This is a genomic window from Agrobacterium sp. OT33 (assembly GCF_017313365.1).
In the GTDB taxonomy this organism is placed as follows: Bacteria; Pseudomonadota; Alphaproteobacteria; order Rhizobiales; family Rhizobiaceae; genus Agrobacterium; species Agrobacterium rhizogenes_A.
Genome location: NZ_JAFLMZ010000004.1, coordinates 458,150 through 471,186 on the forward strand (window position 1 = coordinate 458,150; position 13,037 = coordinate 471,186).

The 13,037-nt window shown below is 60.5% G+C and carries 16 protein-coding genes; 8 read left to right on the plus strand and 8 right to left on the minus strand.

All coding sequences use genetic code 11. The features are described from left to right. Positions 1-191: 191 nt before the first annotated feature. From JZX88_RS12570 to JZX88_RS12580, 3 genes are all read right to left on the minus strand, one after another. On the minus strand, positions 192-551 hold the full coding sequence (locus tag JZX88_RS12570; protein WP_020012162.1) for a response regulator: 360 nt from the start codon (positions 549-551) through the stop codon (positions 192-194). Between the two features lie 142 nt (positions 552-693). Beyond that, complete coding sequence (hpt, locus tag JZX88_RS12575) at positions 694-1,236, minus strand: hypoxanthine phosphoribosyltransferase (protein ID WP_065117985.1); 543 nt, start codon at positions 1,234-1,236, stop codon at positions 694-696. 68 nt (positions 1,237-1,304) lie between these two features. After that, on the minus strand, positions 1,305-1,976 hold the full coding sequence (locus JZX88_RS12580; protein ID WP_065117984.1) for a DUF3426 domain-containing protein: 672 nt from the start codon (positions 1,974-1,976) through the stop codon (positions 1,305-1,307). Positions 1,977-2,177: 201 nt separating this feature from the next. Between JZX88_RS12580 and ftsE the strand changes: the two genes are divergently transcribed. From ftsE to JZX88_RS12600, 4 genes are all read left to right on the plus strand, one after another. Continuing rightward, entirely contained in the window at positions 2,178-2,837 is a 660-nt protein-coding gene (gene ftsE, locus JZX88_RS12585) for a cell division ATP-binding protein FtsE (RefSeq protein ID WP_003497447.1), read from the plus strand. Next, positions 2,830-3,837, plus strand: coding sequence for an ABC transporter permease (locus tag JZX88_RS12590; protein ID WP_110757676.1), 1,008 nt, complete (start codon positions 2,830-2,832; stop codon positions 3,835-3,837). The genes ftsE and JZX88_RS12590 overlap by 8 nt, the downstream gene beginning before the upstream one ends. A 128-nt stretch (positions 3,838-3,965) precedes the next feature. Then, positions 3,966-4,682, plus strand: coding sequence for a YdcF family protein (locus JZX88_RS12595; protein WP_065117982.1), 717 nt, complete (start codon positions 3,966-3,968; stop codon positions 4,680-4,682). A gap of 116 nt (positions 4,683-4,798) precedes the next feature. Continuing rightward, positions 4,799-5,596 (plus strand): 1-acyl-sn-glycerol-3-phosphate acyltransferase, encoded by a 798-nt coding sequence (locus JZX88_RS12600; protein ID WP_110757674.1) that lies wholly within the window; start codon positions 4,799-4,801, stop codon positions 5,594-5,596. Here JZX88_RS12600 and JZX88_RS12605 read toward each other — a convergent pair. Further along, the gene (locus tag JZX88_RS12605) at positions 5,569-6,120 is read right to left on the minus strand and encodes a gamma-glutamylcyclotransferase (RefSeq protein WP_206913785.1); all 552 of its coding nucleotides are present in this window, start codon (positions 6,118-6,120) and stop codon (positions 5,569-5,571) included. The genes JZX88_RS12600 and JZX88_RS12605 overlap by 28 nt on opposite strands. A gap of 49 nt (positions 6,121-6,169) precedes the next feature. Between JZX88_RS12605 and JZX88_RS12610 the strand changes: the two genes are divergently transcribed. Continuing rightward, positions 6,170-7,171: a DUF2125 domain-containing protein gene (locus JZX88_RS12610; RefSeq protein WP_206913786.1), complete on the plus strand. Its 1,002-nt coding sequence runs from the start codon at positions 6,170-6,172 to the stop codon at positions 7,169-7,171. Positions 7,172-7,331: 160 nt separating this feature from the next. Here the strand turns inward: JZX88_RS12610 and JZX88_RS12615 are convergent, their stop codons facing one another. From JZX88_RS12615 to JZX88_RS12625, 3 genes are all read right to left on the minus strand, one after another. Then, on the minus strand, positions 7,332-8,261 hold the full coding sequence (locus tag JZX88_RS12615; RefSeq protein ID WP_110757672.1) for a prephenate/arogenate dehydrogenase family protein: 930 nt from the start codon (positions 8,259-8,261) through the stop codon (positions 7,332-7,334). Further along, positions 8,261-9,367, minus strand: coding sequence for a histidinol-phosphate transaminase (gene hisC, locus JZX88_RS12620; RefSeq protein ID WP_065117977.1), 1,107 nt, complete (start codon positions 9,365-9,367; stop codon positions 8,261-8,263). Before hisC ends, JZX88_RS12615 begins: the two co-directional genes overlap by 1 nt. Before the next feature lie 84 nt (positions 9,368-9,451). After that, positions 9,452-10,213 carry a class I SAM-dependent methyltransferase gene (locus tag JZX88_RS12625; RefSeq protein WP_110757668.1) on the minus strand — a complete coding sequence of 254 codons (762 nt, stop codon included), beginning with the start codon at positions 10,211-10,213 and terminating at the stop codon, positions 9,452-9,454. A 119-nt stretch (positions 10,214-10,332) separates the two neighbouring features. Here JZX88_RS12625 and gloB point away from each other — a divergent pair, with 119 nt between their 5' ends. Together gloB and JZX88_RS12635 are read left to right on the plus strand one after the other, a co-directional pair. Next, positions 10,333-11,103, plus strand: a complete 771-nt coding sequence (gene gloB / locus JZX88_RS12630; RefSeq protein WP_065118116.1) for a hydroxyacylglutathione hydrolase — start codon at positions 10,333-10,335, stop codon at positions 11,101-11,103. After that, the gene (locus JZX88_RS12635; protein ID WP_174034036.1) at positions 11,103-11,543 is read left to right on the plus strand and encodes a cupin domain-containing protein; all 441 of its coding nucleotides are present in this window, start codon (positions 11,103-11,105) and stop codon (positions 11,541-11,543) included. The genes gloB and JZX88_RS12635 overlap by 1 nt, the downstream gene beginning before the upstream one ends. Positions 11,544-11,655: 112 nt before the next feature. Here JZX88_RS12635 and JZX88_RS12640 read toward each other — a convergent pair whose 3' ends face one another. Continuing rightward, entirely contained in the window at positions 11,656-12,429 is a 774-nt protein-coding gene (locus tag JZX88_RS12640; RefSeq protein ID WP_065117974.1) for a DUF3108 domain-containing protein, read from the minus strand. A gap of 252 nt (positions 12,430-12,681) precedes the next feature. Between JZX88_RS12640 and rpmB the strand changes: the two genes are divergently transcribed. Beyond that, a complete protein-coding gene (gene rpmB / locus JZX88_RS12645) occupies positions 12,682-12,972 on the plus strand; it encodes a 50S ribosomal protein L28 (RefSeq protein ID WP_003509888.1) in 291 nt (96 codons plus the stop codon). Positions 12,973-13,037: the final 65 nt, after the last annotated feature.

Sequence of the window (13,037 nt, forward strand, 5' to 3'; positions counted from 1 at the left end):
ACTTGATCCGGCATCCAGCCGCAGCGCGTCTGCGCGGCGAGGAAGAGTTCTTTCAGCCCAAGGACTTGGGCTGGCTGGATTCCGGCTCAAGGCCGGAATGACGGAGGTAGGGAACTGCGCTGAGCCAAGGGGGCTGACCAACAAAAAAGGCGGCCTGACAGCCGCCCTTTAAATCTCTGTACTCTTATCGCTCAGGCGGCAAGCGCGCGCGCCACGGCCTTGCGGATATCCGGAAGCGCGAAGGGCTTCGAAACGACATCAACGATCTTCTCCGCCAGATCGTCGGCGCGTTCGCGCTGCTCGGCATAACCCGTCATCAGCAGGATACGCATGGCCGGGAAGCTCTCGGCGGCGCGATGCGCCAGCTCGATGCCATCCATGACCGGCATGCGGATATCCGAAAGGAGAAGATCGAAACTGGTTTCCTGGAGCTTCTCCAGCCCCTGCTCGCCATCCGCCGCCTCATAGGTCTCGTGACCGTCGAGACGGAGCGCCCGCGCCACGAAAGAACGCAGCGCATCCTCGTCTTCGGTAATCAGAATCTTCGCCATTACTCATTGCTCCTGGGCATCATTTCCAGCCGTGAGCAACATCGCAGGCTCCTCTTTTCAAGAGGTAAACACCCAGGCTTTGGCTGGGTGAATGGTTAATGAGGCGTCTCCGCCCTGTGCCGTTCCGATACGGTAAATAGGCTCAGGCGTCGCCGGTCACGACACCGACAAAGGGCAGTTCGCGGAAGGCATAAGCGACATCCATGCCGTAGCCCACGACGAAATAGTCAGGACATTCGAAACCGACATAATCGGCCTCCAGATCTTCCTTGCGCTTCACCTTCTTGTCGAGCAGCACGGCGATGGTGACGTTGCGGGCGCCGCGCTCGTAGAGCAGTTCCTTGGCGAAACGCAGCGTGCGGCCGGATTCGAGAATATCGTCGATCAACAGGACATCGCGGTCTTTCACGTCGCTGTCGATATCCTTGACGATCCTGACCCCTTGCGAAACCGTGCCGCTGCCATAGCTCGACAGCGTGATGAACTCGACTTCGGGAGCAAGGCCGCTGTCATGCAGTGCGCGGATAAGATCGGCCGCGAAAATGAACGATCCCTTGAGCACGGCAATGACCAGCAAATCCTTGGTCGGGCCACCGGCAATGTGCTTGGCCATATCGCGATTGCGCTCGGCGATCTGCTCGGCGGTATAAAGCGGCTCGATATTTTTTCCACGGACGACGGGCATTCTTACTCCTGTGCTGCGCCTTGCCGATTTTACCTTTCAGTAAAAATAGAAGACACGCGTTAGCACAGTCAGCGTTCGGACGCACCCGCCTCGACGAAGGAAAGCTTGATCTCAGGCGTTTTTCCACCGGGATGGCGCAGTTTTGCCGAGAAACCGTGGCTGAAACCGGGCTGCATCTCTTTCACCGGCGGCTCGATAACCATGCTCGCCACCAATTGTCCCTTGGCGGCGAAGAGATCGGCGCGAAGGGCCGGCACCTCTTCCAGATTGCCGCCATTGTTTTCCACGATGCCGTTGATGAGCAGGATATCCATGCCGCCCGCTTCCTGCGGGGTTACGGTGACATGGGAAATGGCGAGAGGATTGACCGAGGCCGCGACCGCCGTCTTTTCCGGCACCACGACCGAGAGGCCGCCCGAACATACGAAGACAAAAATGGCGAGGCCGGCCACCAGCGCCGAATAGGCATCCGCCGACAGGCGAGACAATCTGCGATCCACCCAGCCGATGAAAGCGAGGCAAAGAATGGCGAGGGTGACGGGCGGTTTTTTCACCTGCCGGCGCGCTGCGCCGCGATTGTCGTTTCCGGGCTGACGCGCACGGTTTTCCTTGATGGTGACAAATTCCGCGTCTACCACGTCGCGGTCGGGATTTGCCGCCCGCGACGTGCGGCGCACCGGCGTTTCCGGCATCAGGAGGTCGAAATCGAATGCCGCTTGCCGGCGAGATGAACGGAACATAGCCATAGAATTCCCTGGGTGAGGTTTTCCGGCCCGCAAAACTGGGCATTGCAACGAATCCTGCCAAGTTTTAAATTTAATTGGTTAATGCTTCGCAAAAACGGCTCGCGCAGGCCGCCGGATCCGGGTTAAACCCCGACATCCGAACCCCACGCGCCAGCGGCTTGCGAACCACCACGAAACGAAGAGACTGGAAGTCCGTTGATCCATTTCGAAAATGTCGGGTTGCGTTACGGCATGGGACCCGAGATCCTGAGGGACATGACCTTCGACATTCCCAAGGGTTCGTTCCAGTTTCTGACCGGCCCTTCGGGTGCGGGCAAGACCACGCTGCTCCGCCTGCTTTTGATGTCGCTGCAGCCGACCCGTGGCAATATCCGCATGTTCAACCGGGATGTGTCGCGTATTCCGCGCAGCGAGTTGCCGATGCTGCGCCGCCGCGTCGGCATCGTGTTTCAGGATTTCCGGCTGCTCGATCATCTGACGACCTATGAGAATGTCGCCCTGCCGCTGCGCGTGCGCGGCAAGGAAGAAAGTGCCTATCGCAACGACGTGATCGAGCTTCTGAAATGGGTCGGGCTCGGCGAGCGTATCAACGTGCTGCCGGCCATTCTTTCCGGCGGGGAAAAGCAGCGCGCCGCCATCGCCCGCGCGCTGATGGACCAGCCGGAAATATTGCTGGCCGACGAGCCGACCGGCAACGTCGATCCGCCGATGGCCAAGCGCCTTCTCAACCTTTTCCTGGAGCTCAACCGGCTGGGCACGGCCGTCGTCATCGCCACCCATGATTTTGGCCTGATGGACCAGATCGATGCGCGCCGGATGATCCTGACCGAAGGGCGGCTCGACATCTATGAATGAGATCAACCGCAAACCATTGAAACCGGAAGCGGCGCAGCCGAAGCGCCCGCCCATGCGCATCCGCCCGATGGCGCCCATCCTGCCGCCCTCCAATATTCAGGGTAATGCGCTGATGGTGGTGATCGCCATCATGGCCTTTCTCGCCTGCCTCACCCTTGGTGCCGTCTCCATGGTGCGCGCCACCGCCGCCACCTGGCAGAGCCAGATTTCCCGCGAGATCACCATCCAGATCAAGCCCGAGGACGGGCTGGACATGGATGCGGCGCTCTCCAAGGCACGCAATCTGGCGCTCACCTTCGTCGGCACGCGCGACGGTACGATCCTCGACGATGCGGCGACATCGCGCCTGCTGGAGCCGTGGCTCGGCAGCGGTCTCGATCTTTCCGAATTGCCGGTGCCGCGTCTCGTCGTCATCACCATCGACGAAAACAATCCGCCCGATTTCCAGGCGATGCGGGATATGCTGAAAGCCGAGATTCCGCAGGCATTTCTGGACGACCACCGCACCTGGGTCGACAGGCTGGTCTCCATGGCCAGAACCACCGTCATGATCGGCGTCGGTGTCCTCATCCTCGTCTTCACCGCCATGGTGCTGACGGTGGTGTTTGCCACGCGCGGCGCGCTTTCCGGCAACCGGCACATTGTCGAGGTGCTGCATTTCGTCGGCGCCGAAAGCAGTTTTGTGGCGCGCGAATTCCAGAAGCACTTCCTGAAGATCAGCCTCAAGGGGGCAGCGGCGGGCAGCGCGCTTGCCGCCGCCGTGTTCCTCGTCGCCGGTTTCTGGCAGTCGAGCACGGTCGCGACACCACAGAGCGACCAGGCAAGCGCGCTTTTTGGCTCGTTTTCGGTCGGTCTCGGCGGTTATTTCGGTATCGCCATGACGATGATCATCATCGCGCTTCTCACCACCATCACGGCGCGCATGACCGTCATCCGCACCATTGACGATATTGACCGCGTCCGGTCCGATCCGTCAAAAAGCGACGGCCTTGCATCGTGAGATCATCCCCGAAATTCCGCGGGAAAACTGAAACCGTCACAAGCCGGATGTAACCTGCGGACGGTGGACAAAAATGCCTGTTCCTTGCCTTAATCGGCGAGTATTCAGGAGGAATGTTTGTGAGTCGGATGGACCAGGATCAGACGACGACGCGGCCGGCCAGAAAGGGCCTGTTGTCGCGGCGTGGTCCTCTGCGCCGTTTTATTCGCGGCCTCATCCTGCTTTGTGTCATCGCACTCGGCGCTTTTTCCGGCGGTTTCCTGTGGTTTGCCGATTCGGTCGCCTCCATGCGCCCGCCGGAGGGGGCAAGAGGCGATGCCATCATCGTTCTCACCGGCGGTTATCAGCGCATCGAACAGGCGGTGGGCCTGCTCCGGGATGGTGTGGGCAAGCGGCTGTTGATATCGGGCGTCAACCCCGCCACCACCCGTTCGCAGATCCGCAAGATGACGCAAGGGTCATCCGACATGTTCACCTGCTGCGTGGATATGGGCTACAAGGCGATCGATACGATCGGCAACGCCAATGAGGCGGCCAGCTGGATACGCGACCACAATTATTCCTCCATTGTCGTCGTCACCAACAATTATCACATGCATCGCAGCCTGCATGAATTGCGCAGCGCCAGCCCGCAGACGGAATTCATCGCCTATCCCGTCATCAGCGCGGATCTCGCCCGCACGAACTGGTTCGTGGAGCCGGATGTGGTCCGAACCATGCTCTACGAATATCTGAAGTTCGTGGCGGCGGCGGGACGCGACCTCACCGGCTTCGGCAAGGGCGACGGTCTGCGCAAGGCGGCCGCCGATCATTCCGCACCCAAGGTGGCGACCGCTTCTCCATGACCGGCGAGAAACGCGCTTGATGCGAGGCCTTGTTTTCGTGTAGGCGTCTGGCATCGGCATCCGGCATCGAGGCCTGTCCAAGGCTTCGGAACGGCTGCGCTCCGGGAAGGCTGTTGATGCTCAAGCTGCGCTCTTTTCTTTTCAATACGCTGTTTTATCTCAACCTGATTGTCCGCATGATCGTGCTGACGCCGATCTATTTCATCCTGCCCCGCAAGATCGCCTATGAAATCCCCAAGAACTGGGCGCGGTCCAACCATTGGCTGATGAAGACCATCGTCGGCACCACCTTCGAGATCGAAGGGCTGGAAAACATTCCCGAAACCGGCTGCATCTTTGCGCCCAAGCACCAATCCTTCTGGGATACCTATGCGCTGCTGCCCAATCTTCCCGATCCGGTCTATATTCTGAAACGCGAGCTTTTGTGGATTCCGCTATTCGGCTGGTACGCCATGAAACAGCGCATGATCCCGGTCAACCGCGCCGCGCGCGGCAAGGTGATGCTGAAGGTGATGGAGCGGGCGCGCGAGGAAATGGCCGCCGGCCGCGAACTCATCATCTATCCCGAAGGCACGCGCCGCCCACCCGGCGCCGAACCCGAATATCGTTATGGCATTGCCCGGCTTTACCGCGATCTGCAGGTTCCGGTCATTCCCGTCGCCATGCATCCCGGCCTTTTCTGGCCGCGCCGTTCCACCATGCGTTATCCCGGCCATTTCAAGGTGCGCATCCTGCCGGCCATCGAGCCGGGGCTGGACCCCGACGTGTTCTTCAAGCGCCTGATCGAGGTGACGGAAAAGGCGAGCGATGAATTGCTGCTGGAAACCGTGCGCAACAACCCGCATTTGCCGTTGCCGCCGACCGCCGTGAAGCGGATCGCCGAACTTCAGGGCAAGGAAACCGCCGCCGGCTGAGCGGCGAGCGTACCGACATTTTTGGCGATGCTCTCCAGCAGGGAGTCGCGAATGCCCATTTCCTGCAGATGCTGCACGGTATTGAAGACATAATCCGTATTCGGCCCGGAGCGACCCGATGCGGCCGCGATGATGGTCGCCGATTCGGCAACGCCGAGGCCGCCGATATATTGCTCATGCGCGGGATCGGCCACATAGGTCACGGCGCTGCTGCGCCGGCCATTGGCGAGCGCGACGGAAACCACGCGCTCCTTGTAGACATTCGTCACCAGCTCGCGCTCCCGCAGATAGGCCATGACGGGATCGTGGTCCTGCGCCCGCACGCGGAAGGCAACGCCAAGGCAGGAGCCGCCGCGCTCCAGACCAAGGACGAGACCGGGCTTTTCTTCGGTGCCTCTATAAAAGTTGGAACTGATGCAGAGCGAGCGCCGATAACCGTGCAGCCGTGCCTGCTGCCTCTCCTCGAAGGCGAAGCCGGGGTTCCACATCAACGAACCGTAGCCAAAGACCCAAAAATCGTCCATATCCCAAGCCAAATCGAAATTATCTGAAGTCTGTTCATCGGAGATCAATATGGCAGCGTCAAGCCAATCCGGCACCGCCAGGAAATTCCTCTGGCTCGCCATCGCCATCCTCGTGGTCATCGGACTTTATACCGCCGGATGGTTTTATGCCGCCGACAGGCTGAAGCAGACGGTTCTGAACGTCATTGCCCCCTCGCAGGCCCGCAGCGTCAGCGGCGAATGCGGCGATATCGCCTTCAAGGGTTACCCCTTCCGCATCGGCCTCTTCTGCTCCAAAGTGACGGTGGATGACAGCGGCAACGGCGTTTCCGCTTCTTTCGGGCAATTACGCTCGGCGGCGCAGGTCTATAATCCCGGCCATATCGTCTGGGAACTGGATTCCCCTGCGGAAATCCGCTCCGCCCATGGCCTGACAGTCTCGGCCACCTGGCAGAACATGCAGTCGAGCATCGTCACCAAGCTGAAGGGCATCGACCGCAGCTCGCTCGTCATTGACGGGCTGAAGGCGCAGGCGGTCTCCTCCGTTACCGGCCAGACGATCGATTTTGATGCCGTCAAGACGGAAATGCATCTTCGCCAGAACGGTGCCGATCTCGACGGTGCGGTCACGCTCACCGACTCGGCCACCGTCATCAAGGACTGGCCGCAGGTTCTTCCGCGCCTCGACGCCATCGTTGATGTCACGCTCGCAGGCAAGGCGGGCATGGTGGACGGCAGCGACACGTCAGGCCTTTATGGCACAAGCGGCGAACTTCGCCGGCTGGTGGCCGATATTGGCGAAGGCCGCACCATGCGCATCAGCGGTCCCTTCTCCTTCGACAATGAGGGGTATCTTTCCGGCCAGTTCAAGCTGGAGATCGAAAAGCTCGGCGCATGGTCGGACAATGCCAAGCAGGCGTTTCCGCAGCTGCAATCCACCATCGATACGGCCCGCAAACTGCTCGGCGCGCTTGCCGGCGGTGGCGACAGGGCATCCGTCGATCTCGTGGTGGATCGCGGCCGCGCCACCGTCAGCGGCTTCATCCCGCTGGGCAAGATTCCGCCGATCTGAGCGCCCGAATCTTCTCCGTCACCGCCGGGCTTGATCCGGGTCCAGCACGATCAAGTCATTGACCGCAAAAAACTCTCCCCACGGCGCAGACGCGCCGTGGCTGGATACCGGATTCAATCCGGCATGACGGGAGAGATATTTGCAGGCTTTGTCCCCTGCCCTACTTCTTCTGGTCCAGCGCGTGACGGCCGAAGTCCGGTGCGTCGACATCCTGACCGGCCTCAACGATGGAGCGGCGGATAGCGCGGGTGCGGGAAAACAGCTCGAACAGCTTGTCGCCCTCTCCCCAGCGTATCGCCCTTTGCAGGGAGGCGAGGTCTTCGGAAAACCGTGCCAGCATCTCAAGGATGGCATCCTTGTTATGCAGGCAGACATCGCGCCACATGGTAGGATCTGAAGCCGCCAGACGGGTGAAGTCACGGAAACCGGAGGCGGAATATTTGATGACCTCCGATTCGGTCACCGTCTCCAGATCATCCGCCGTGCCGACGATATTATAGGCGATGATGTGCGGCAGATGCGAAACGATCGCCAGAACCTTGTCGTGGTGCTCGGCATCCATCTCGTCCACGCGCGAACCGAGCGCCCGCCAGAAATCCTTGAGCTTTTCCAGAGCTTCGGCATCGGTCCCCGGCAAAGGCGTGAAAATGCACCAACGGTCGCGGAAGAGGCCGGCAAAACCGGCATCCGGGCCGGATTTTTCCGTACCCGCCAGCGGATGGCCGGGAATGAAATGCACATTGTCGGGCATATGCGGCGCCATCTGCGCGATGACCGAAGCCTTGGTGGAGCCGACATCGGTAACGATGGCGCCAGGTTTCAGATGCGGCGCGATCTGCTGCGCCACGCTTTCCGAAGCCCCCACCGGCACCGAGACGATAACGAGATCGGCATCCTTTACCGCCTCCGCCGCCGAAACCGTGTAATCCGTGCCAAGTTCCAGTTCTTCCGCCCGTTTCAGCGTGGCTTCGCTGCGGGTGGAAATCGTCACGTGGCGGGCAAGCCCAAGCTCTTTGACATCACGGGCAATCGACGAGCCGATCAGGCCGATGCCGATCAGCGCGATGCGTTCAAACATGATCTCAGCCATCACGCCTGCCCCATGAACTCGGTAAGGGCCGCGATGACGCCGAGATTGGCCTCTTCGGAGCCAACGGTCATTCTCAGCGCATTCGGGAAGCCGTAACCGCGCACCGCACGCAGGATGTAGCCACGGCGGCTCAGGAACTCATCCGCATCCGCCGCACGCTTGCCGTCCTGATCCGGGAAATGGATGAGGATGAAGTTGGTGACCGAAGGCGTGACGGTGAGGCCGAGGCCGGTAAAGCTCGTGACCAGCTTTTCCATCCACAGCGTGTTATGCGCCACGGCCTTCTCTACGAAGGCCTGATCGCGGATTGCCGCAGCACCCGCCGCGATAGCCGGCGCGCTCATGTTGAACGGGCCGCGCACGCGGTTCAGTGCATCGATGACAGCGGCAGGGCCATACATCCAGCCGACGCGCAGGGCCGCCAGACCATAAACCTTGGAGAAGGTGCGGGTCATCACCACGTTGCGGTTGCCGGAGACCAGCTCGAGACCGGCCTCATAGTCGTTCTTGCGGACATATTCGGCATAGGCCGCGTCCAGCACCAGCACGACATGTTTCGGCAGCCCGGCCTGCAGGCGGCGGATTTCCGCGACGGGAACATAGGTGCCGGTGGGATTGCCGGGATTGGCGACGAAAACCATCTTGGTCTTCGGTGTCACGGCGGCGAGGATCGCATCCACGTCCACCGCGCAATCCTTTTCCTTCACCGTCACCGGGGTCGCGCCCGCGCCCATGATCTGGATCTTGTAAACGAGGAAACCGTGTTCGGTGATGATCGCCTCATCGCCAGCGCCCAGATAGACGTGGCAAAGCAGACCGAGAAGCTCGTCCGAACCGTTGCCGCACAGGATATTCGCGATGTTGAGACCGTGCACGTCGGCAATCGCCTGACGCAGCGCAATGGCCTGACCGTCCGGATAGATTTCCAGATGGCTGGCAACCGTGCTGAAAGCCTCTATCGCCTTCGGGCTCGGCCCAAGCGGCGTCTCGTTGGAGGAGAGCTTATAAACCTTCGCAACGCCATCCACATGTTCCTTGCCCGGAACATAAGCGGCGATATCCAGAATACCCGGACGCGGAACAGGTTGGCTAAGCTCTGCACTCATTTGATCGACCTTTGGAAAAGCGCCGGAGAACCCGGCAAAAGCAATGCCGGAGGCATTAGACCGGAATGGGCGCTTTGTCGAGGGTCAGCGCGGCTTTCCCTGGCTTGCGGCAGCGCGGGTGGTGGGCACCCCCTGTGGCGCAAGCACGGGCACGAACACCCGGCGCGAGGCGCGCTGTGTGACGGGCAATCCCTGATAGAGACGTTTCTGGGCTTCCACCACGATGACGCCGGAAAACAGCGGCCAGAGGCGACGGCCGGTATGTTCGAGATAACGGCGGAACTTCAGCACCGGCCGGCTTGTGGTGGGCGGGAAAAACAGCGCCTCGGCGGTGGCGCCCGGCGTGAAATTGGTTTCGCGCAAAAGCGCCGTCAGCTGCCCGCGTGAATAGGGGCGGCCGGAGCCGAAGGGCGTGTGTTCCATGCGCGCCCACACACCGCGCCGGTTCGGCACCACGATGACCAGACGCCCGCCCGGCGCCAGCACCCGCCACAGTTCCTTTAAACTCTCACGCGGATTTTCGGCAAATTCCAGCGCATGCACCATGAGGACCCGGTCTATCGACGAATCGGGCAGGGGCAATTCCTCGTCGAACACCAGCGCGGTGGAGGAAAATTCGCCCGCCGGCCAGTTTACCGCCCCCTGCCCCGCCGGCATGAAGGCGAAGGTGCGCTCCGTATCGCGGCGGAATCGCTCCAGAAACGGCACGGCATAACCGAGACCAACCAGCCGCTCTTCCGGCAAGGGCGGCCACAGCGTCGAAAGCGCCATGGTAATCGCCTGCTCGGCGGAGCGGCCAAGCGGGGAATGATAGAATTCGCGCAGATCGACGATATCGGTATTCATGGTCGAGAATGTAGCATCAGGCGGTTGGACTTCAAGGCGTCTGCCCCTACATTGGAAATCAGTTGGGAAAGTCAGGCGGGTGAATGCGCCGGTTTTGGCCGGCAAACGGAGAGGATACGATGAAACCTTTGGAAATAGACGTCTTTCTTTGCCGTAGCGACAATTTCGGGGTGCTCCTGCACGATCCCGAAAGCGGAGCGACAGCCGCCATCGACGCGCCGGAAGAAGGGCCGATCCTGCACGCTCTCGACGGCCACGGCTGGAAGCTCACCCATATCTTCACCACCCACCACCATCAGGACCATGTGGAAGCCAATCTGGCGCTGAAGGACAAGTTCCGCTGCGAGGTGCACGGCCCCTATGACGAGGCGGTTGCCATACCGGGCCTTGACCGTTCGCAGGCCGATGGCGACGAGTTCGAATTCGCCGGGCGCCGGGTTCAGATCATTGCCACACCCGGCCATACGGCGGGGCATATCTGTTATTATCTGCCCGATGACGGCCTGCTGTTTGCCGCCGATACGCTGTTTGCCATGGGCTGCGGCCGTCTTTTCGAACGCCCGGCGGCGGATATGTGGCATTCCTTCCAGAAGCTGATGGCGCTACCGGATGAGACCAAGGTTTATTTCGGTCATGAATATACACTGACGAATGCCCGTTTTGCGCTGACCGTCGACCCGGAGAACGCTGTGCTGAGCGAGCGCGCGGCCCACATCGAGAAGGCGCGGCAGGCGAATGAATTCACCATTCCCACCACCATCGGGCTCGAAAAACAGACCAATCCCTATATGCGGGTGGCCGATGCCGGTATTCGCAAATATCTTGGCCTTGAAAGTGCCACCGATGCTGATGTCTTCGCGGAAATCCGCACACGCAAGGACAATTTCTGATGGGAACGGATATATCGGCGCAGGCGATCATTCGCGAACTGGGGCTGGAGCCGCATCCCGAGGGCGGTTTTTACCACCAGACGTTCCGCGACAGGGCAGGCGGGGAGCGCGGTCATTCGACGGCGATCTATTATCTTCTGGAAAAGGGCGACCGCTCGCACTGGCACCGGGTCACCGACGCGGTGGAGGTCTGGCACTATTATGCCGGCGCGCCCATCGCGCTGCATCTTTCGCAGGACGGCCAGGAAATGCAGACCTTCACACTCGGCCCCGCCATTCTTGAGGGCGAGCGCCCACAGGTCATCGTTCCCGCCAATTGCTGGCAATCGGCCGAAAGCCTTGGCGATTTCACCCTTGTCGGCTGCACCGTCTCGCCGGGCTTCGCCTTTTCGAGCTTCGTTATGGCAGAGCCCGGCTGGTCGCCGGGCGACGCGCCGTAATTGCCTGAGTCATATCGGTGGGGTGAGCGGATGCCGCATGTTTCTTCTCCCCGCCGGGGAGAAGAAACCCAGCAGCAACGCCGAGCGTCACTTGCCCTGCTATCGATCCCGGTCAGCCGCCGTATTTCGTAGCGGTGATATAGACCTGCCCTACCCGCGTCGGAATGATCGCATAAACAGGCGCATAGACATCCATGTTGTTGGATTTGGCGAACCAGATCTCCATCGAGATGGATTTCAGGTATTCGATATCCTTGCGCCCCTGCCGGTAACCCGACTTCGGCACATACCGCGCCTTGCAGACCACGGCATCGCCGCTGAAACCGTTGGTCTTGAACGGCTTGGTGCCGCTGGAGCTCAAAACCAGATCGAGTCGCGATTCGCCGTCATAGATCGGCAGGCGAGTCGGGCAGATGCGGCCGCCCGAGGGAATGATGAGGCCGGAAATCGGATCGAGAACCGAGCGCAGATCGCGGTCCTTCACATCCACCCAGTTATCCGGCCGGGCTTTCGGCTCAGGCTTCACCGTCGTCGATGTGACATTGCCGTTGCGATAGACAACGTCATAGGTCCGCACCCGCTTGCCATCCTTGTAGACCAGCGAATATTCGTTGGCCTGCAGCCGGTGGCCACGCTTGGCGCCGGAAACGGTCGTCTTGCCGGAAATATCCTTGAGGATGCTGGCAAGGCCGGCGGCGCTGAAGGAACCGGAGATCGAATAATTCGGCCCATCCATGCGAGTCGAAAAACTGGCCCTGGCAATCGGCAAAATGCCGAGATTGATGCTGTATTCGCTTGTGTGGCGCGCTTCGGCGGCGAGCGAGGGGGAGACGCCCGCTAACGCCATTGTCGCGGCCACGAAAATGCTTTTTCCTCTGGCAATCATTTCGATATCACCTTAAAAGAGGCGCGGAAGCGGCCTTATCGGGCGATCATATACGCTGACTTGTGGCAATAAAAAAGCGGACGACGGTTGAAAACGCCGGAATTTCCTTTCATTTGATCGCGAGCGGCTTGACTGTTAAGTCTCGTCTGACTATAGAACCGCAACTTTCCAATCATGGCCAGTTGGATTGCCACCCCGGTTTTGCCGGTGGCGAGCCAGTGGTGAAACAGACGAAACGAAATAGGTGTACCCATGTCCCGTGTATGCGAATTGACCGGCAAGGGCGTCCAGACGGGCAACAACGTCAGCCACGCCAACAACAAGACCAAGCGCCGGTTCCTTCCGAACCTCTGCCAGGTCACGTTGATCTCCGATGCTCTCGGCCAGCGTTTCCGCCTGCGTGTTTCCGCAGCTGCTCTGCGCTCCGTTGAACACCGTGGCGGCCTCGATGCCTTCCTTCTGAAGTCCGGCGAAAATGAACTGAGCATGCGCGCTCGTCTCCTGCGCCGCCAGATCGCCAAGAAGACGGCCGAAGCTGCTTAATAGCGGTTTCGACATCATCTGATATTCAGAAGGCTTGAATGGCTTTTTGCCGCTCAAGCCTTTTG